This window comes from Roseateles sp., assembly GCF_039929605.1.
In the GTDB taxonomy this organism is placed as follows: Bacteria; Pseudomonadota; Gammaproteobacteria; order Burkholderiales; family Burkholderiaceae_C; genus Pelomonas.
The window spans coordinates 16,154-35,755 of sequence record NZ_JBDSQX010000050.1 but is presented as its reverse complement, the minus strand read 5'-3'; the positions used below and the strand labels follow the sequence as shown (position 1 = coordinate 35,755).

Genomic DNA, 19,602 nt, shown 5'->3' with positions numbered 1-19,602 from the left:
GGCTCTCCGCGTAAGTCCGGGGTGTTGAATCCGGTGCAGTGGACAAAATAAGTAAACATTCTTGTTTAGTTTGTTTACCTATAAATCACACAGCCGGAGACAAGGCAAGCCATGTTCAATCGTTTCAAAGTTGCTCGACTGTTCGGTCTGGCTTGGCTGGCCCTCAGCCTGTCGGGCCCGGCCCAGGCCCAGGCCCAAGGGGAGGGCGCCTCGGCGCTGGGCGCGCTCAAGCGCGGCGTCAACATCGTCGGCTACGACGCGATCTGGGTGGATCCGGCCAAGGCGCGTTTCCAGCCACGTCACATGCAGGCCATCCGTGACGGCGGCTTCGACCATGTGCGCTTCAACCTGCACGCCTTCGCCCACATGGACGCGGACAACCGCCTGTCCGCGCAGTGGCTCAAGACGCTGGATGAACTCGTCGACGCCGGCCTGAAGGCGGGCCTGCAGCTCATCCTCGACGAGCACAACTTCAACGAGTGCGCCAAGGAGGCAGACCTGCCGTCCTGCCGCGTGCGGCTGCAGGCGTTCTGGCGCCAGGTTGCCGCCCGCTACAAGGGCGCCCCTGACGCGGTGATCTTCGAGATCCTGAACGAGCCCAACGGTGCGGCCGATGCCGTGTGGAACGACATGCTGGCCGAGAACCTGGCCATCATTCGCGAAACCAACCCCACGCGTCGCGTCATCGTTGGCCCCAAGTCCTGGAACTCCCTGGACCAGTTGGACAGCCTGCGCCTGCCCGAGGCCGATCGGCGGCTCATCGCCACCTTCCACTACTACACGCCGATGCCGTTCACCCACCAGGGTGCGTCGTGGACGCCGGAATTCCAGAAGCTGTCCGGCATTAACTGGGGCACTGCAGCTGAACAGGAGAAGCTGAAGAAGGACCTGGACCAGGTCAAGGCTTGGGCAGACAAGAACAAGCGGCCTATCCTGCTGGGTGAGTTCGGCGCGCTGGAAACCGCCGGCATGGCCCAGCGCGTGGCGTGGACGGCGGCGGTGGCCCGCAGTGCCGAGGCGCGCGGCTTCGCGTGGTCCTACTGGCAGTTCGACTCCGACTTCGTGCTCTGGGACATGAAGGCCGACGGCTGGGTGAAGCCCATCCACGGCGCCCTGGTGCCGGAGAAGGCCACGGCCGCACCCGCTGCGCGCGCCACGGACCCGGCGCTGGATTACCTGATCAACACGCCGCGGGTCACGACCTGGTCGGTCTACGGCGATGGTCAGTCCACCCAGCAGGTGCCCTGCGCGGCGAGCGGCAAGGTCTGCCTGCGGGTGGCGCTGCAGGGCGCCAAGCCGAACGTCTGGGACATCGGCGCCGTCGCGCCGCTGCAGGGCAGCATTGCCAAGGGCGACAAGCTGCAAGTCCTCGTCTGGGCCCGGCTCGATACCGAGGACGCCAAGGCCCAGGCCGTCGCGCCCATGATGTTGCAGGTTGGCGCGCCGCCCTACACGGCCGTGATCTCGGGCTCCGTCACGTTGACGAGCAAGTTGGAGCCCATCGCCATCGGCGGCGTGGCGGCCGAGAGCTTCGCCGGCGGCACGGTCAACCTGGCATTGCAACTGGGCCAGATCGGCCAGCCCGTCGTGCTCAGCGCGCCGTATGTCCTGAAGAACTACAAGCCGACCGCGCAATAAAAAAAGGAGCCGCGTTAGCGGGCTCCTTCATCAAGCAGCTGCCGTGGAACCGGCTTTGCCGGGCCGCTGGCAGCGCCCCCTTGAGGGGGAGGCGCGAAGCGCCTCCGGGGTGGGTCAATCAGTCGCGCTCGCCGCCGAAGATGCCCAGCAGCGACAGCAGGCTCTGGAACACGTTGTAGATGTCCAGGTAGATGGCCATCGTCGCGCTGATGTAGTTGGTCTCGCCGCCGTCGATGACACGCTTGATGTCGTACAGCATGAAGGCCGAGAACACGCCCAGCATCAGCACCAGGATGGTCAGCATCAGTGCCGACGACTGCAGGAAGAAGTTGGCGATGCAGGCCACCAGCAGCACCACCGCACCCACTGTCAGGAACTTGCCCATCGACGACAGGTCGCGCTTGATGACGGTGGCCAGCGTGGCCATCGTGAAGAAGATCGCCGCCGTGCCGCCGAAGGCCGACATGACGAGCGATGTGCCGTTCTTGTAGCCGAGCACGTGGTCGATCATGCGCGACAGCATCAGGCCCATGAAGAAGGTGAAGCCGAGCAGGGCAGCGACACCGACGGCGCTGTCCTTGGTCTTCTCGACCAGGAACATCAGGCCGAACGCGCCGACGAAGAACACGATCATGCTCGTGCCCGGGCTCATCATCTGGAGCACACCGGTGGCGACGCCGATCCAGGCGCCCAGCACCGTCGGCACCAGGGACAGGGCCAGCAGCCAGTAGGTATTGCGCAGCACGCGCTGACGATCGACGGCCAGGCCGGCGTTGGCGTAGCTGTATGGCGTTTGAATGCTGTTGTTCATGAGGATCCTCCGAGGGAAGAATGGAAACCGCACAGATTCTAGGCGGCTGACTGCCAGCTACATTGGGGGCTGTCCCTTGGAAAGCAAGCCCATGAAACAGCAAACTCAACTCGAACTCGGCGATGTCAAACGCATCGCCGCCGCCGCCGAAGCCCATGCTGCCGCGCAGAACTGGGCCGTCACCATCGCCATCGTCGACGCCGGCGGCCACATGCTGTGGTTGCAGCGCCTGGACGGCGCCGCGCCGATTTCCGCCCAGATCGCGCCCGCCAAGGCGCACACCGCAGCGCTGGGGCGGCGGGAATCCAAGGTCTATGAAGACATGATCAACGGCGGCCGCATGTCCTTCCTCAGTGCGCCCGGCCTCGCCGGCACGCTGGAGGGCGGAGTGCCAATCCTCGTGGATGGGCAATGCGTCGGCGCCGTCGGTGTCAGCGGCGTCAAGTCCAGTGAAGACGCGGAAATCGCCAAGGCGGGCATCGCTGCACTCTGAGGCAGCCATTTGAGGCGTCACGAAGCCGTCGCGAGGTGGTCACGAAGCCTCCGTACTTACCCGAGGCGGCTATACTCGATGGGTTTACCTGAACCCATCGCTGCCCGGCGGAAACCTGCAAGGTTTCTAGAAAACCTCCCCTTTGGTTTCTACAAGTTGACTCGTCTGCGGACGGGTTGATGCCGGGCACGCGCCCCACTTGCGGAGACCTTTGTGCTGGCTGACCTGCTCCACCCCCCTCAAGCAATCCTGGCATTGGCGGATGGAACGGTGTTCCGAGGCCAATCCATCGGCGCCACTGGCCAGACGGTGGGCGAAGTGGTGTTCAACACCGCGATGTCCGGCTATCAGGAAATCCTGACCGACCCGAGCTACTGCAAGCAGATCGTCACGCTGACGTATCCGCACATCGGTAGCTACGGTGTCAGCGATGAAGACGTCGAGGCGGCCAAGGTGCATGCCGCCGGCCTCGTCATCAAGGACCTGCCGCTGCGCGCCTCCAACTTTCGCTCGGGCCGAACCCTCGACCAATACCTGCGCGACGAAGGCACCGTGGCCATCGCCGGCCTCGACACGCGCCGCCTGACCCGCGTGCTGCGTACCAAGGGCGCGCAGAACGGCTGCATCCTGGCGCTGCCCGCCGGTGTCGCGTTGACGCAGGACCTCATCGACGACGCCGTCGCAGCCGCGCAGGCTGCCCCGTCGATGTCCGGCCTGGACCTCGCCAAGGTCGTCAGCCGTACCGAGAGCGAAGCCTGGACGCAAACCGAGTGGAAGCTCGGCACCGGCTACGGCACGCAAACCGCACCGAAGTTCCACGTCGTCGCCTACGACTTCGGCGTCAAGCTCAACATCCTGCGCATGTTGGCCGAGCGCGGCTGCGAGGTCACCGTCGTGCCGGCGCAAACGCCCGCCAGCGCCGTGTTCGACCTGGAGCCGGACGGCGTCTTCCTGTCCAACGGCCCCGGCGACCCGGAGCCTTGCGACTACGCGATCGCGGCCACGGCGCAGCTGATCGAGTCCGGCATCCCGGTCTTCGGCATCTGCCTGGGCCACCAGATCCTAGCGCTCGCCTCCGGTGCCAAGACCTTCAAGATGAAGTTCGGCCACCACGGGGCTAACCATCCGGTGAAGGACCTGGACAGTGGCCGCGTCGGCATCACCAGCCAGAACCACGGCTTCGCCGTCGACGCGGACTCGCTGCCGGCCAACCTGCGCGCGACGCACGTCAGCCTGTTCGACGGCACGCTGCAGGGCATCGCCCGCACCGACAAGCCGGCCTTCAGCTTCCAGGGCCACCCGGAAGCCAGCCCCGGCCCGCACGACATCGCCTACCTGTTCGACCATTTCGTGTCCTTGATGAACAAGTCCTGAAGGAGGGCCACTTCATGTTCGGCATTACCGACCTCGGCACCTTCCTCGCGGCTGCGATCTTCATCATCCTGCTGCCTGGGCCGAACTCGATCTACGTGCTGTCCGTCGCGGCGCAGCGCGGCGTGCGCACGGGTTATGGCGCGGCCTGCGGCGTGTTCGTCGGCGACACGCTGTTGATGACCGCAGCCGCTGCCGGCGGTGCGTCGCTGCTGATGGCCAGCCCGCAGATCTTCTTCATCGTGAAGATGGTGGGCGCGATCTACCTGGGCTGGATCGGCATCCAGTTGATGCGCGGCGCGGTGAGCACGTGGCGCGGTGAGGCCAAGACGGCCGAAGCGCCTCGCATGGTCGATGCCAGCCAGCCGTTCAAGAAGGCCTTGGTCGTCAGCCTGCTGAACCCCAAGGCCATCGCCTTCCTGCTGTCGTTCTTCATCCAGTTCGTCGACCCGGCCTACCCGCACCCGGCGCTGACCTTCCTGGTCCTGGGTTCCATCATCCAGGTGTTGAGCTTCCTCTATCTCTCGACGCTGATCTTTGCCGGCGCCCGCCTGGCTGCCGCCTTCCGCGCGCGCCGCCGGTTGTCCAGCACGGCCAATGCCGGCGTCGGTGCACTTTTCGTTGGATTCGGGGCCAAGCTGGCCACGGCCACTCTCTAAGTTCCAAGAGCGCAGACCGCCATGCCGAAACGTACAGACCTCAAGACCATCCTCATCATCGGCGCGGGCCCGATCATCATCGGCCAGGCCTGCGAGTTCGATTACTCCGGTGCCCAGGCCTGCAAGGCGCTGCGCGAGGAGGGCTACAAGGTCGTCCTCGTCAACAGCAACCCGGCGACCATCATGACGGACCCGGACACGGCGGACGTCACCTACATCGAGCCCATCACCTGGCAGGTGGTCGAGAAGATCATCGCCAAGGAACGGCCCGATGCAGTGCTTCCGACCATGGGCGGCCAGACGGCGCTGAACTGCGCGCTGGACCTGCACAAGCACGGCGTGCTGGCGAAGTACAACGTCGAGATGATCGGTGCCAACGAGCACGCCATCGAGAAGGCCGAGGACCGCCTCAAGTTCAAGGACGCGATGACCAAGATCGGCCTGGGCTCGGCCCGGTCTGGCATCGCGCATTCGCTGGAGGAGGCCTGGAGCGTGCAGAAGCGCATCCAGCTCGAAATCGGCGGCGCGGGCTTCCCGATGGTCATCCGCCCCAGCTTCACGCTCGGTGGCTCGGGTGGCGGCATTGCCTACAACCCGGAAGAGTTCGAAGAGATCTGCAAGCGCGGCCTGGACCTCTCGCCGACCAACGAACTGCTCATCGAAGAGAGCCTGATCGGTTGGAAGGAATACGAGATGGAAGTCGTCCGCGACAAGGCGGACAACTGCATCATCGTCTGCTCGATCGAGAACCTGGACCCCATGGGCATCCACACCGGTGACTCGATCACCGTGGCGCCCAGCCAGACGCTGGCGGACAAGGAATACCAGCTGCTGCGCAACGCCAGCATCGCCATCCTGCGCGAGATCGGCGTGGACACGGGCGGCTCCAACGTGCAGTTCTCCATCAACCCGAAGGACGGCCGCATGGTCGTCATCGAGATGAACCCGCGCGTGTCGCGCTCCTCAGCCCTGGCGTCCAAGGCGACCGGTTTCCCCATCGCCAAGATCGCCGCCAAGCTGGCCGTGGGCTACACGCTCGACGAGCTGAAGAACGACATCACCGGCGGTATCACGCCGGCGTCGTTTGAGCCCAGCATCGACTACGTCGTCACCAAGATCCCGCGCTTCGCGTTCGAGAAGTTCCCGATGGCCGACTCGCGACTGACGACGCAGATGAAGTCGGTCGGCGAAGTGATGGCCATGGGCCGCACCTTCCAGGAGTCGTTCCAGAAGGCACTGCGCGGCCTTGAGACTGGCATCGACGGGTTGACCGAGCGTTCGAGCGACCGCGAAGAGATCGTGCAGGAGATCGGCGAAGCCGGCCCCGAGCGCATCCTCTTCCTGGCCGACGCTTTCCGCATCGGCATGTCGCTGGACGAGATCTACGAAGAGACTGCGGTGGACCCGTGGTTCCTCGCGCAGATCGAGCAACTCGTGCAGATCGAAGGCGAGCTGAAAGGCCGCGCCATCGAGTCCGTCACCGAGGCCGAGCTGCGCTTGCTGAAGAGCAAGGGCTTCTCGGACAAGCGCCTGGCCAAGCTGCTGGGAACGCACCAGCACGCCGTGCGTGAACGCCGCCATGCGATGAACGTGCGCCCGGTCTACAAGCGCGTGGACACCTGCGCGGCCGAGTTCGCGACGCAGACGGCCTACATGTACTCGACCTACGAAGGCGCGGACGCCGAGTGCGAGGCCAACCCGACGGACAAGAAGAAGATCATGGTGCTGGGCGGGGGCCCCAACCGAATCGGCCAGGGCATCGAGTTCGACTACTGCTGCGTTCACGCCGCGCTCGCCCTGCGCGAGGACGGCTACGAGACCATCATGGTCAACTGCAATCCAGAGACCGTTTCGACCGACTACGACACGTCGGACCGCCTCTACTTCGAGTCGGTCACGCTGGAAGACGTGCTCGAGATCGTCGACAAGGAGAAGCCGGTCGGTGTCATCGTGCAGTACGGCGGCCAGACGCCTCTGAAGCTGGCGCTGGACCTGGAGCGCTACGGCGTGCCCATCATCGGCACCTCGCCCGACAGCATCGACATGGCCGAAGACCGCGAGCGCTTCCAGAAGCTGCTGCACGAGCTGGGCTTGAAGCAGCCGCCCAACCGCATCGCGCGCACCGAAGAAGCCGCCGTGGAGCTGGCCAACGAGATCGGCTACCCGCTGGTCGTGCGCCCGAGCTACGTGCTGGGCGGCCGGGCGATGGAGATCGTGCACGGCGACAAGGACCTGGAGCGCTATATGCGCGAGGCCGTGCGCGTGTCCGAGAAGTCGCCCGTGCTGCTGGACCGCTTCCTGGAGGACGCCGTCGAGGTCGACGTGGACTGCATCGCCGACTCGACGGGCGACGTCATGATCGGCGGCATCATGGAGCACATCGAGGCCGCCGGCATCCACTCCGGCGACTCGGCTTGCTCGCTGCCGCCGTACACGCTGGCGGCCGACCTGCAGGACGAGCTGCGCCGCCAGACGGCCGCGATGGCCAAGGCGCTCAAGGTCATCGGCCTGATGAATGTGCAGTTCGCCATCCAGGGCGATGTGACCGCCGACCTCGCGGCCTGCACGGTCTACGTGCTGGAAGTGAACCCGCGTGCTTCGCGCACCGTGCCTTACGTGAGCAAGGCCACCGGCCAGCAACTCGCCAAGATCGCCGCGCGCTGCATGGCCGGCCAGAGGCTTGTCGACCAGCGCGACCGCAAGGGCCGCGTGCCGGCCGAGGTCATCCCGCCTTACTTCAGCGTCAAGGAAGCCGTCTTCCCGTTCAACAAGTTCCCGGGCGTGGACCCCATCCTCAGCCCCGAGATGCGTTCGACGGGTGAGGTCATGGGTTCAGCCAGGACCTTCGGCGAAGCGATGCTGAAGAGCCAGATCGGCGCCGGTTCGCGGCTGCCGCGCCAAGGCAATGTGCTGATCACGGTCAAGAGCGGCGACAAGGCCCGCGCCGTCGCCATCGCCAAGGACTTGCACGAGCTGGGCTTCGGCATCGTCGCGACACGCGGCACCGCTGCTGCGATCACGGAAGCCGGCGTGCCCGTCAAGCTGATCAACAAGATCAAGGACGGACGCCCGCACATCGTCGACGCGCTCAAGGGTGGCGACATCCAACTAGTCTTCACGACGGTGGACGAGACCCGCACGGCGATTGCCGACAGCCGCTACATCCGCCAGTCGGCGCTGGCCAGCCGCGTGACCTACTACACGACGATGGCCGGCTGCGAAGCTGCGGTCGAAGGCATGAAACACCGTGATGGCCTGACCGTGCAATCCCTGCAGGAACTGCACGCCGAGCTGATTTAGACTGCATCCCTATTGATTCCGCCGCCGCAGCCTGGACACGGGCCGCAGCGGCGGAACGCTTTTTGCCCATCGAGTTTTGATATGACGACCATTCCCCTGACCAAGCGCGGCGCCGAGGCGCTCAAAGCAGAGTTGCACCGACTCAAGACCGTCGAGCGCCACGCCGTCGTTCAGGCGATCTCCGAAGCGCGTGCGCAGGGTGACCTGAGCGAGAACGCCGAGTACGACGCGGCCAAGGACAAGCAGGGCTTCATCGAAGGCCGCATCCTCGAAATCGAAGGCAAGCTGGCGGCCGCGCAGATCATCGACCCGTCCACGCTGGACGCCGGTGGCCGCGTGGTTTTCGGCGCGACGGTGGACCTCGAAGAAGAGGCCAGCGGCACCGAGGTGACCTACCAGATCACCGGCGACGACGAGGCCGACATCAAGTCCGGCCGCGTCTCCATCGGTTCGCCCATCGCCCGCGCGCTGATCGGCAAGGAGGCCGGTGACGTGGCCGAGGTGCAGGCACCCGGCGGCACCAAGCGTTACGAGATTGTCGACGTGCGCTATATCTGATGTTCGCGCGGCTTCAAGCCCTGCTGGCCGCCCTCTGGGGCGGCTTTTTGCTGTGTGTGGCCTTCGCAGCAGCGCCGAGCGCGTTTGCCGTGCTGGAGCGGGCCAACGCAGGCTTGTTCGTCGGGCGGCTGTTTGCCACCGAAGCCAAAGTCAGCCTGGCGATCGCGCTGATCCTGATGCTGCTGGAACGCCGCATCACGCGCGACAAGGTCGAGGCCGGCGCCGCCAGCAACGTTTTCTCCTGGGAGCTGCTGCTGCCGGCCGTGGTGCTGTTCTGCACCATCGCCGGCTACTACGCCCTGCAGCCGTTGATGACCGATGCCAAGGCCGGCACAGGCGTCGCATCTTTCGCGGTGCTGCACGGCGCCTCGTTGGCCTTCTTCGCGGTCAAGGGCTTCGCCGTGCTGGCGCTGGCCTGGCGACTCAGTCGGACACGTTCTTCTTGACGCTGGTCATGCGGCGCTTGGCGCGCTTGAGCTCGCCGCCCTGGGCGACGCGTTGATTGCCTAGCACCTTGAGCTTGGTGACCTGGGGACGGCCGTTGCCACTCTTGGAGAACTTGACGATCTTGACGACGCGCGCGCCGGGCTTGGCGCTCGTGCGGTCGGCGGCCACTTTCTCGGGAATCGGGCGCCACAGCACCAGCAGCTTGCCGATGTGCTGGATGGGCGCTGCACCCAGTTCGTCGCAGAGCTGCGTGAACATCGCCTCGCGGGCCGTGCGGTCGTCGCCCAGCACCCGTATCTTGATCAGGCCGTGGGCGTTCAGCGCGGCGTCGGTTTCCTTCACGACGGCTGGGGTGAGGCCATCGCCGCCGATCATCACGACCGGGTCGAGATGGTGGGCGTCGGAGCGCTTGTCCTTGCGCTGGGCAGGGGTCAGGAAGATTTGAGGCATCCCCGAATTATGTCTTCGGCCCGGCGCTGAGCGCCTTCGCGTCGCTCGCGACATGAGCCTGCGACGCAACCTGCCAGCCGTTGTCCCGTCTAATAGCCCTGTGAAAACTCAAACGAAAAGCAAAAAGCTGAACAAGGCGTGGCTCAACAACCACGTCAACGACCCCTATGTGCAACAGGCGCAGAAGGACGGCTATCGGTCTCGCGCGGCCTACAAGCTCAAGGAGATCGATGAAGAGCTGAAGCTGATCCGCCCGGGCCAGGTCGTCGTCGACCTGGGTGCCACGCCGGGCGCGTGGAGCCAGTACCTGCGCCGCCGTTTCGCGCCCACGGAGGCGGGACGAGGCGGGGCGGCGGTGGGCCAGCTCAACGGCACCATCATCGCGCTTGACCTGTTGGAGTTCGAGCCCATTGAGGGCGTGCAGTTCATCCAGGGCGATTTCGAGGACGCCGCTGTCTACGCCCAACTGGAAGCTGCATTGGCCGGCCGGCCGGTGGACGTGGTGGTGTCGGACATTGCGCCGAACATGTCCGGTATTGCATCTATCGATGGCGCCCGCATTTCCAACCTCGTCGAGCTGGCCGTGGATTTCGCCGGCCAGCATCTCAAGCCCGAGGGCGCGCTGGTGGCCAAAGTGTTCCATGGCAGCGGTTACGACCAGCTTGTTCAGTTGTTCCGGGAACGCTTCAAGACCGTCAAAGCCGTGAAACCCAAGGCCTCGCGCATCCGGTCTTCAGAGAACTTTCTGGTCGGTATCGGTTTGAAACCTCGTTAAAGCACGGTGATGCCGGGGGCTGGCCCCTTGCGTCACCTAAAATCGCCCTCACTGTCCTGGGGCCGAACGCGAGAGCGTCGTGGTAACAGGGCCAAGAAGGGCCAAGGAGTCGCAGTGAACAATCAATGGTTTTCGAAGTTCGCCGTCTGGATCGTGATCGCGCTGGTGCTGTTCACGGTGGTGAAGCAGTTCGGCGGCGCGACGGCGCCGGGCAAGCAAGTGACGTATTCGGAATTCCTGGACATGGTCCAGGCGCGCCGGATCAAGTCCGCCACGTTGCCGGATGGTTTCGCCGGGGACGTCATTGCCGAGGACACCGAAGGCAACAAGCTGCGCACCCTGGCTACAGCCAAGGATCAGGGCCTTGTCGGCGACTTGCGCAACAACGGCGTCAAGTTCGACGTCAAGCCGCGTGAAGAGCAGAGCTTCCTGCTCAGCATGCTGATCAACTGGGCGCCGATGCTGCTGCTGATCGGCGTGTGGGTCTACTTCATGCGCCAGATGCAGGGCGGTGGCAAAGGCGGGGCGTTCAGCTTCGGCAAATCCAAAGCCCGCATGCTCGACGAGGCCAGCAACACCGTCACCTTCGCCGACGTCGCCGGGTGCGACGAGGCCAAGGAAGAGGTGAAGGAGCTGGTTGACTTCCTGAAGGACCCGCAGAAGTTCCAGAAGCTCGGCGGTCGTATCCCGCGTGGCGTGCTGCTGGTCGGCCCTCCCGGCACCGGCAAGACGCTGCTGGCCAAGTCCATCGCCGGTGAAGCCAAGGTGCCCTTCTTCACGATCTCGGGTTCCGACTTCGTCGAAATGTTCGTCGGTGTCGGCGCGGCCCGCGTGCGCGACATGTTCGAGCAAGCCAAGAAGAGCGCGCCCTGCATCATCTTCATCGACGAAATCGACGCTGTCGGCCGCCATCGCGGTGCTGGCCTGGGCGGCGGCAACGACGAGCGCGAGCAGACGCTGAACCAGATGCTGGTCGAGATGGATGGCTTCGAGACCAATCTCGGTGTCATCGTCGTCGCGGCCACCAACCGCCCCGACATCCTCGATCCGGCCCTGTTGCGCCCCGGCCGATTCGACCGCCAGGTCTATGTGACGCTGCCGGACATCCGTGGCCGCGAGCAGATCCTGAATGTGCACATGCGCAAGGTGCCCATCGGTCAGGACGTCAACGCGTCCATCCTGGCCCGCGGCACGCCCGGCATGAGCGGCGCCGACCTGGCCAACCTCGTCAACGAGGCGGCGCTGTTTGCTGCCCGCCGCAATGGTCGCTTGGTGGAAATGCTTGACTTCGAGCGCGCCAAGGACAAGCTCTACATGGGCCCCGAGCGCAAGAGCATGGTCATGTCCGAGGACGAGAAGCGCGCCACGGCTTATCACGAGTCCGGTCACGCCATCGTTGCCGAGATCCTGCCCAACACCGACCCGGTCCACAAGGTCACCATCATGCCGCGCGGCCGCGCGCTGGGCGTGACCTGGCAACTGCCCGAGCGTGACCAGCACAGCCTTTATTTCAAGCAGATGCTCAACAGCATCAGCATCATGTTCGGGGGCCGCATTGCCGAGGACCTCTTCGTCCACGACATCTCGACGGGCGCGTCCAACGACTACGAGCGTGCCACCCGCATGGCCCGCGACATGGTCACGCGCTACGGCATGAGCGAGGTGCTGGGCCCGATGGTCTATGCCGAGAACGAGGGCGAAGTCTTCCTCGGCCGCAGCATGACCAAGACGGCCAACATCAGCGAGAACACGCAGCAGAAGGTCGACGGCGAAATCCGCCGCATCCTCGACCAGCAGTACGCCGTGGCGCAGAAGATCCTGGAAGACAACCGCGACAAGGTCGAGACGATGACCGCCGCGCTGATGAAGTGGGAAACCATCGACCGCGACCAGATCCTGGACATCATGGCCGGCCGCCCGCCGCGCGAGCCGGGTGGCGGCACGCCGACCCCGAGCAGCGGCCCGAGCGGTGGCACGCCCCCGGTCAGCACCGACGGCGCTCCGGCCGCAGCCTGATCCTCTCCCCATCGACGGGCCCGGCTTCCACCGGGCCCGTTTTCTATTTGCGAACGACAACATGCATTGGCAGACGCGCCGTTTCCGCATCGACCTGAGCCGCCCGAAGGTGATGGGCATCGTCAACGTGACGCCCGATTCCTTCTCGGACGGCGGCCGGCACGACGACGATCGCACCGCCATCGCCCACTGCGAGCGGCTGGTGGCGGAGGGCGCAGACATCCTCGACATCGGTGGCGAGTCCACTCGCCCCGGAGCCCCCAGGGTCGATGCCGACAGCGAATGGGCGCGCATCGTGAAGGTGCTGGCCGCGGCCGTCACGCTGGGTGTGCCGGTCTCGGTCGACACCTGCAAGCCCGAGGTCATGCGCCACGCGCTGGATGCCGGCGCCGACATCATCAATGACGTACAGGCCCTGCAACTGCGCGGTGCGTTGGCGGCCGTTGCTGGCAGCGGCGCCGGTGTCTGCCTGATGCATATGCGCGGCGAGCCGGCGTCGATGATGGATCTGGCGGTGTATGGCGACGTTGTCGTCGAGGTGGGCGCCTTCCTGGGCCAGCGGGCGCAGGCAGCACGGGACGCGGGCATCCCGGCCGACTGCATCGCGCTGGACCCTGGCTATGGTTTTGCGAAGACCGCTGAGCACAACCTCCAGTTGCTCGCGGGCCAGCAGCGCCTGACTGAACTGGGCTACCCGCTGCTGGTCGGCTGGTCACGCAAGCGCACGCTGGGCGACATCACCGGCAGGCCCGTCGACCAGCGCCTGCCCGCCAGCCTGGCTGCCGCGCTGCGCGCCGTCAGCGCTGGCGCGAACGTGATTCGTGTGCACGATGTCGCTGCGACGGTGGACGCCCTCAAGGTCTGGGCTGCAGTCGATGCGGCGACAATTCCGGCGACTGAATAAGAGAAAGAGCTCAATGAGCCGCAAGTATTTTGGAACCGATGGCATTCGGGGCACAGTCGGTCAGTCGCCCATCACGCCGGACTTCATGCTGCGCCTGGGTCATGCCGTCGGCCGTGTGCTGCGCAAGACCAGCCAGCGCTCCACGGTGCTGATCGGCAAGGACACGCGCATCTCCGGCTACATGCTGGAGTCAGCGCTGGAAGCCGGCTTCGCCTCCGCTGGCGTCAATGTGCTGCTGACCGGCCCGCTGCCCACGCCGGGCGTGGCCTACCTGACGCGAGCGCTGCGCCTGGACCTGGGCGTCGTCATCAGCGCCTCGCACAACGCCTTCCAGGACAACGGCATCAAGTTCTTTTCCGCCAAGGGTGAGAAGCTGCCTGACGCCTGGGAGCTGGCGGTCGAAGCGGCGCTGGACGAAGAGCCGCAATGGGTCGACTCCGCCAGCCTGGGCCGCGCCAAGCGCCTGGAAGACGCGCGCGGCCGCTACATCGAGTTCTGCAAGAACAGCTTCGGCTCCGACCTCACGCTCAAGGGCCTGAAGATCGTCGTCGACGCGGCCAACGGCGCGGCCTATCACGTCGCGCCAGACGTGTTTCATGAGCTGGGCGCCGAGGTCATCTCCATCGGCTGCAAGCCCGACGGCTTCAACATCAATGCCGGCTTTGGTGCGACCTCGCCAGGCGCGCTGGTTGAAGCGGTCAAGACCCACGGCGCCCACTACGGCATCGCGCTGGACGGCGACGCCGACCGGCTGCAGCTTGTCGACGGCAATGGCCGCCTCTACAACGGCGACGAGCTGCTCTACGCGATGGTGCTGGACCGCCTCGGCCAGGGGCAGCGCGTGCCCGGCGCGGTCGGCACGCTGATGACCAACATGGCCGTCGAACTGGCGCTGCGTTCGCGCGATGTCGAGTTCGTGCGCGCCAAGGTGGGTGACCGCTACGTGCTGGAAGAACTGGCCGCCCGCGGCTGGGAACTTGGCGGCGAGGGCTCGGGCCACCTACTGGCGCTGGACAAGCACACGACGGGCGACGGCATCGTCAGCGCGCTGCTGGTGCTGCAGTCGGTCTGCCGCAGCGGGCGTAGCCTGGCGGAGCAACTGCAAGGCGTCGACCTGTTTCCACAGGTGCTGCTCAATATTCGGTTGCAACCCGGCCAGGATTGGAAGAGCAGTACCCGCCTCGCCGAGGAGCAGGCTGCGGTGACGGCCGAGCTGGGCAACAAGGGGCGCATCCTGATCCGTGCCTCGGGCACCGAGCCGCTGCTGCGCATCATGGTCGAGGCGTCGGACGCGGGCATGGCTCAGCGCTGTGCCCAGCGGCTGGTAGACGCTGTGTCGGCCTGATCTCCGCCGCGCCAAAGCAAACAGGCCGGCCTCGGGCGGCCTGTTTGCTGGGCGTGCTGCGTTCAAGGCTCCGGTGTGTAGAAAAGCGCTGTGCGGCACCTAGAAGTCAAATATGACGTTTGCGTGAACGTCAAATGACACCGTCACAAAGTCGGTCGCACGGCTTCACACCAGGGCTTTGGCGCGCTCCAATTGCCGAATGGATCAGTAGCGGTCACTGAATGGTCACATTCGATCCCTAGGATGTCGAACATCGTCAAAACCGCTTTGCGGAAGGTGTTTCAGATGAAATCTGTCCAGGTCAGCAAGTCGCTCGCACTCATTTCCACTTTCGCGAGCCTGTTCGGCGCTCAAGTGGCGCTTGCTCAGGACGTCACCGGTGCCGGTGCCACCTTCCCGGCACCCATCTACGCCAAGTGGGCCGATGCCTACAACAAGGCGACCGGTGCGCGCATCAACTATCAATCGGTCGGCTCCGGCGCGGGCATCCGCCAGATCAAGGCCAAGACGGTGGACTTCGGTGCGTCCGACATGCCGTTGAAGGACGAAGATCTGGCCAAGGACGGCCTCGTGCAATTCCCCACCGTCATCGGTGGTGTTGTTCCCGTCGTCAATATCAAGGGCATCGCCCCGGGTCAGATCAAGCTGACGGGCACCGTGCTGGCTGACATCTACCTCGGCAAGATCACGAAGTGGAATGACGCGGCCATCGTGGCGCTGAATGCCGGCCTGGCGTTGCCGGACGCCGTCATCGCCCCGGTCGCTCGCGCCGACGGCTCGGGCACCACGTTCATCTTCACGAACTACCTGTCCAAGGTCAGCGAAGACTGGAAGAGCAAGGTCGGCGAAGGCACGACGGTCAAGTGGCTGGCCGGCACCGCCGGCAAGGGTAACGAGGGCGTTGCCGCCTTCGTGCAGCGTCTGCCCAACTCCATCGGCTACGTCGAGTACGCCTATGTGAAGCAGAACAAGATGACCTACGTCCAGTTGAAGAACAAGGATGGCCAATGGGTCAGCCCGACGGACGACGCCTTCAAGGCCGCCGCAGCCGGGGCCGACTGGAACAAGACCTTCTACCAGGTCACCACCGACCAGCCCGGCAAGACCGCCTGGCCGCTGACCAACCCGACCTACATCCTCATGTACAAGTCGCAGGACAAGGCCGCCCAGGCCAGCGCCGCGCTGAAGTTCTTCGAGTGGGCTTACGTTAACGGCGACAAGATGGCCGACGATCTCGACTACGTGCCCCTGCCCGCGAGCGTGAAGGACCTGGTGCGCAAGCAATGGGCCGACCACATCAAGGACACGGCCGGCAAGCCTGTCGCGTTCAAGTGACCCCTGGGCGCAATCCTTGACCTGATAGCAGGCCCGGCACTCGCCGGGCCTTGCCATGTCAAGGCGCCCAATCCCATGATGACCCCAAATCGGAGGTTCCTTGGCAGCCATCCTTCCAGCCGACAGCTCAGGCGCTGATCGACGCGAACCTCACTCGCATATTTCTCCGATGAGCCCCCCACCTCCGCGCCGCCGAGTCGCTCCCTGGGCTGACGCCGTTTTCGCCGCGCTGTCCCAGGGCGCCGCATGGCTGACGCTGCTGTTGATGGTGGGCATCATCGGCTCGCTCATCGTCGGCGCGACGCCGGCCCTGAAGGCCTTCGGCCTCGGCTTCCTGACCAGTTCTGAATGGGACCCGGTACAGGAGAAGTTCGGCGGCCTGGTGATGATCTACGGCACGCTGGCCAGCTCCTTCATCGCGCTGGTCATCGCCGTGCCGATCAGCTTCGGCATCGCCATCTTCCTGACCGAGCTGTCGCCCAACTGGCTGAAGCGCCCGCTGGGCATCGCCGTCGAGTTGCTCGCCGCCGTGCCCTCCATCGTCTACGGCATGTGGGGCCTGCTGGTGTTCGGGCCCATCCTGGCTAGCTTCGTCCAGGAGCCGCTGCAGGCGCTGCTCGCTGGTGTGCCTGTCCTGGGTGCGCTGGTCACCGGCCCGCCCGTCGGCATCGGCATCCTGTCGGCCGGCATCATCCTGGCGATCATGATCATTCCCTTCATCGCCTCGGTGATGCGCGACGTCTTCGAGGTCACGCCGCCTATGTTGAAGGAAAGCGCCTATGGCCTGGGCGCGACGACCTGGGAGGTCGTCTCCCGCGTCGTGCTGCCGTACACCAAGACCGGCGTTGTCGGCGGCGTCATGCTGGGCCTGGGCCGTGCCTTGGGCGAGACGATGGCGGTCACCTTCGTCATCGGCAACATGAACCAGCTCTCACCGTCGATGTTCGAAGCGACCAACAGCATCACGTCCACGCTGGCCAACGAGTTCGCCGAAGCCGGTGAAGGCCTGCACCAGGCTTCGCTGATGTACCTCGGCCTTGTGCTCTTCCTCATCACGTTTGTCGTGCTCACCATCTCCAAGCTGCTGCTGATGCGCCTGAAGAAGAGCGAAGGAACCCGCTCATGAATTCCGCTCTCGACGTTCGCCGTCTGGCGATGCACCACAAGCGCAAGCGCAAGAATGCCGTCGCGCTGGCGCTGTCCCTCGGCGCGATGGGCTTCGGCGTGTTCTGGCTGGTCTGGATCCTGTTCGAAACGATCTATCTCGGCATCGGCGGCCTGACGCTGGCCACCTTCACCGAGATGACACCGCCGCCCCAGGGCGATGGCGGTGGCCTTGCCAACGCCATCTTTGGTAGCTTCGTCATGGTGGGTCTGGCCACGCTTGTCGGCACGCCGGTCGGCATCCTGGCCGGTGTCTACCTCGCCGAGTACGGCCAGAAGACATGGCTGGGCAGCGTGGTGCGTTTCATCAACGACATCCTGCTGTCCGCGCCGTCCATCGTCGTCGGCCTGTTCGTGTACGCGATGGTCGTGGCCAAGCTGAAGAGTTTCTCCGGCATGGCGGGTGCACTGGCGCTGGCGCTGCTGGTCATCCCGGTCGTCATCCGCACGACGGAGAACATGCTGAGCCTGGTGCCCAACGCACTGCGCGAGGCGGCCTACGCGCTGGGCACGCCGAAGTGGAAGGTCATCATGACCGTGACGCTGAAGGCAGCCCGCGCCGGCGTGCTCACCGGCATCCTGCTGGCATTGGCCCGTGTGTCGGGCGAGACGGCGCCGCTGCTGTTCACGGCCCTGTCCAACCAGTTCTGGACCAGCGACATCAGCGCGCCGATGGCCAGCCTGCCGGTCACGATCTTCAAGTTCGCGATGAGCCCCTACGAGAACTGGCAGAAGCTGGCCTGGGCCGGCGTCTTCCTGATCACCATGGGCGTGCTGCTGCTGAACATCCTGGCCCGCGTGCTCTTCAAGAACAAACATTAAGGAACCACCATGGACGCCAAGATTGAAACGCCCGTGGGTGAGCGCGCCAAACTTTCGGTGCGCAACCTGAACTTCTTCTACGGCAGCTTCCACGCGCTGAAGAACATCAACCTCGACATCCCCCAGAACAAGGTCACCGCCTTCATCGGCCCCTCGGGCTGCGGCAAGAGCACGCTGCTGCGTACGCTGAACCGCATGTTCGAGCTCTACCCCGAACAGCGCGCCGAAGGCCAGATCTTGCTGGACGGCGAGAACATCCTGGAGAGCAAGGACGACGTCTCGCTGATCCGCGCCAAGATCGGCATGGTCTTCCAGAAGCCCACGCCCTTCCCGATGTCCATCTACGACAACATCGCCTTCGGTGTGAAGCTGTTCGAGACGCTGCCGCGCGTGGAGATGGACGAGCGCGTGGAGTGGGCGCTGAAGAAGGCGGCCCTCTGGGGTGAAGTGAAGGACAAGCTCAACCAGAGCGGCTCCGGCCTCTCCGGCGGCCAGCAGCAACGCCTGTGCATCGCACGCGGCATTGCCATCAAGCCCGAGGTGCTGCTGCTCGACGAGCCCTGCTCGGCGCTGGACCCGATCTCCACCGGCAAGATCGAGGAGCTGATCCATGAGCTGAAGGCCGACTACACCGTCGCCATCGTGACCCACAACATGCAGCAGGCCGCGCGCTGCTCGGACTACACCGCCTACATGTACCTGGGCGACCTCATCGAATTCGGACCGACCGCTGAGCTCTTCATGAAGCCCAAGCGCAAGGACACCGAGGACTACATCACCGGCCGGTTCGGTTAAGGATCTCCCATGGTTGACAAGCATCTCTCCACCCAATTCGATGCCGAACTCAGTGGCATCTCGACCCGTGTGCTGGAAATGGGCGGTCTCGTCGAGGCCCAGGTGGCCCAGGCCGTGCAGGCCCTCAGCGACTTCAACCCCGAGTCGGCCGACGAAGTCCTGGCCAAGGAAGGCCGCGTGAACGCGATGGAAATCGAGATCGACCGCGATCTCTCGACCATCATTGCGCGCCGCCAGCCCACGGCCCGTGACCTGCGCCTGCTGATCGCCATCAGCAAGAGCATCGCTAACCTTGAGCGCGTCGGCGACGAGGCCGCGCGCATCGCCCGGACCGTGCAGCGCCTTGTGGCCAGCGGCGTGTCGAGCCGCATGCGTGTGCCGATGTCCGACCTCAAGTTCGAGGCTGAACTGGCCACCGCCCAGTTGCGCAAGTCGCTCGACGCCTTCGCCCGCCTGGACGTGGAGCGCGCGCTGGACGTGCTCAAGCACGACGACGAGATCGACAAGGAATTCGACGGCCTGCTGCGCAAGCTCATCACCTACATGATGGAAGACCCGCGCACCATCTCCTCGTCCATCGACCTCGTCTTCGTGGCCAAGGCCATCGAGCGTGTCGGCGACCACGCCAAGAACCTGGCCGAGGTCGTCATCTACGTGGTCAAGGGCCAGGACGTGCGTCACAACACGCCCGAAGCCGTTGAAACGATGGTGAGGTGAGC

Annotated in this window: 18 protein-coding genes; 16 read left to right on the top strand and 2 right to left on the bottom strand. The window is 65.0% G+C overall.

All coding sequences use genetic code 11. From position 1 onward, the window contains the following. Nucleotides 1–111: 111 nt before the first annotated feature. Complete coding sequence (locus ABIS05_RS07045; protein ID WP_348011349.1) at nucleotides 112–1,638, top strand: glycoside hydrolase family 5 protein; 1,527 nt, start codon at nucleotides 112–114, stop codon at nucleotides 1,636–1,638. A gap of 118 nt (nucleotides 1,639–1,756) precedes the next feature. Here the strand turns inward: ABIS05_RS07045 and ABIS05_RS07040 are convergent, their stop codons facing one another. After that, entirely contained in the window at nucleotides 1,757–2,449 is a 693-nt protein-coding gene (locus tag ABIS05_RS07040) for a Bax inhibitor-1/YccA family protein (protein WP_348011348.1), read from the bottom strand. A 91-nt stretch (nucleotides 2,450–2,540) separates the two neighbouring features. Between ABIS05_RS07040 and ABIS05_RS07035 the strand changes: the two genes are divergently transcribed. The 6 genes from ABIS05_RS07035 (at nucleotide 2,541) to ABIS05_RS07010 (ending at nucleotide 9,276) form a co-directional block, all read left to right on the top strand. Next, the gene (locus tag ABIS05_RS07035; protein WP_348011347.1) at nucleotides 2,541–2,942 is read left to right on the top strand and encodes a heme-binding protein; all 402 of its coding nucleotides are present in this window, start codon (nucleotides 2,541–2,543) and stop codon (nucleotides 2,940–2,942) included. A gap of 213 nt (nucleotides 2,943–3,155) precedes the next feature. After that, entirely contained in the window at nucleotides 3,156–4,316 is a 1,161-nt protein-coding gene (carA, locus tag ABIS05_RS07030; RefSeq protein WP_348011346.1) for a glutamine-hydrolyzing carbamoyl-phosphate synthase small subunit, read from the top strand. Between the two features lie 14 nt (nucleotides 4,317–4,330). Continuing rightward, a complete protein-coding gene (gene leuE / locus ABIS05_RS07025; protein ID WP_348011345.1) occupies nucleotides 4,331–4,972 on the top strand; it encodes a leucine efflux protein LeuE in 642 nt (213 codons plus the stop codon). 21 nt (nucleotides 4,973–4,993) lie between these two features. Further along, nucleotides 4,994–8,272, top strand: a complete 3,279-nt coding sequence (gene carB / locus ABIS05_RS07020) for a carbamoyl-phosphate synthase large subunit (protein WP_348011344.1) — start codon at nucleotides 4,994–4,996, stop codon at nucleotides 8,270–8,272. 81 nt (nucleotides 8,273–8,353) lie between these two features. Beyond that, nucleotides 8,354–8,830: a transcription elongation factor GreA gene (gene greA, locus ABIS05_RS07015; RefSeq protein ID WP_348011343.1), complete on the top strand. Its 477-nt coding sequence runs from the start codon at nucleotides 8,354–8,356 to the stop codon at nucleotides 8,828–8,830. After that, the gene (locus tag ABIS05_RS07010) at nucleotides 8,830–9,276 is read left to right on the top strand and encodes a DUF4149 domain-containing protein (protein ID WP_348011342.1); all 447 of its coding nucleotides are present in this window, start codon (nucleotides 8,830–8,832) and stop codon (nucleotides 9,274–9,276) included. The genes greA and ABIS05_RS07010 overlap by 1 nt, the downstream gene beginning before the upstream one ends. On the opposite strand, the gene ABIS05_RS07005 is transcribed toward ABIS05_RS07010, so the two are convergent. Further along, nucleotides 9,254–9,727, bottom strand: coding sequence for a YhbY family RNA-binding protein (locus ABIS05_RS07005; RefSeq protein WP_348011341.1), 474 nt, complete (start codon nucleotides 9,725–9,727; stop codon nucleotides 9,254–9,256). The two genes, ABIS05_RS07010 and ABIS05_RS07005, sit on opposite strands and share 23 nt — an antisense overlap. Before the next feature lie 100 nt (nucleotides 9,728–9,827). Here ABIS05_RS07005 and ABIS05_RS07000 point away from each other — a divergent pair, with 100 nt between their 5' ends. From ABIS05_RS07000 to phoU, 9 genes are all read left to right on the top strand, one after another. Next, nucleotides 9,828–10,502: an RlmE family RNA methyltransferase gene (locus ABIS05_RS07000; RefSeq protein ID WP_348011340.1), complete on the top strand. Its 675-nt coding sequence runs from the start codon at nucleotides 9,828–9,830 to the stop codon at nucleotides 10,500–10,502. Between the two features lie 114 nt (nucleotides 10,503–10,616). After that, complete coding sequence (gene ftsH, locus ABIS05_RS06995) at nucleotides 10,617–12,518, top strand: ATP-dependent zinc metalloprotease FtsH (RefSeq protein ID WP_348011339.1); 1,902 nt, start codon at nucleotides 10,617–10,619, stop codon at nucleotides 12,516–12,518. Between the two features lie 61 nt (nucleotides 12,519–12,579). After that, nucleotides 12,580–13,422, top strand: coding sequence for a dihydropteroate synthase (gene folP / locus ABIS05_RS06990; RefSeq protein ID WP_348011338.1), 843 nt, complete (start codon nucleotides 12,580–12,582; stop codon nucleotides 13,420–13,422). Between the two features lie 13 nt (nucleotides 13,423–13,435). Further along, entirely contained in the window at nucleotides 13,436–14,767 is a 1,332-nt protein-coding gene (gene glmM, locus ABIS05_RS06985) for a phosphoglucosamine mutase (protein WP_348011337.1), read from the top strand. A 285-nt stretch (nucleotides 14,768–15,052) separates the two neighbouring features. Continuing rightward, entirely contained in the window at nucleotides 15,053–16,102 is a 1,050-nt protein-coding gene (gene pstS / locus ABIS05_RS06980) for a phosphate ABC transporter substrate-binding protein PstS (protein ID WP_348011336.1), read from the top strand. A 169-nt stretch (nucleotides 16,103–16,271) separates the two neighbouring features. Continuing rightward, nucleotides 16,272–17,228 carry a phosphate ABC transporter permease subunit PstC gene (gene pstC, locus ABIS05_RS06975; protein WP_348011335.1) on the top strand — a complete coding sequence of 319 codons (957 nt, stop codon included), beginning with the start codon at nucleotides 16,272–16,274 and terminating at the stop codon, nucleotides 17,226–17,228. Continuing rightward, the gene (gene pstA / locus ABIS05_RS06970; protein WP_348011334.1) at nucleotides 17,225–18,088 is read left to right on the top strand and encodes a phosphate ABC transporter permease PstA; all 864 of its coding nucleotides are present in this window, start codon (nucleotides 17,225–17,227) and stop codon (nucleotides 18,086–18,088) included. Before pstC ends, pstA begins: the two co-directional genes overlap by 4 nt. 9 nt (nucleotides 18,089–18,097) lie before the next feature. Then, nucleotides 18,098–18,883 carry a phosphate ABC transporter ATP-binding protein PstB gene (pstB, locus tag ABIS05_RS06965; RefSeq protein WP_348011333.1) on the top strand — a complete coding sequence of 262 codons (786 nt, stop codon included), beginning with the start codon at nucleotides 18,098–18,100 and terminating at the stop codon, nucleotides 18,881–18,883. A gap of 9 nt (nucleotides 18,884–18,892) precedes the next feature. After that, nucleotides 18,893–19,600 (top strand): phosphate signaling complex protein PhoU, encoded by a 708-nt coding sequence (gene phoU / locus ABIS05_RS06960; RefSeq protein WP_348011332.1) that lies wholly within the window; start codon nucleotides 18,893–18,895, stop codon nucleotides 19,598–19,600. The last annotated feature ends 2 nt before the right edge of the window (nucleotides 19,601–19,602 follow it).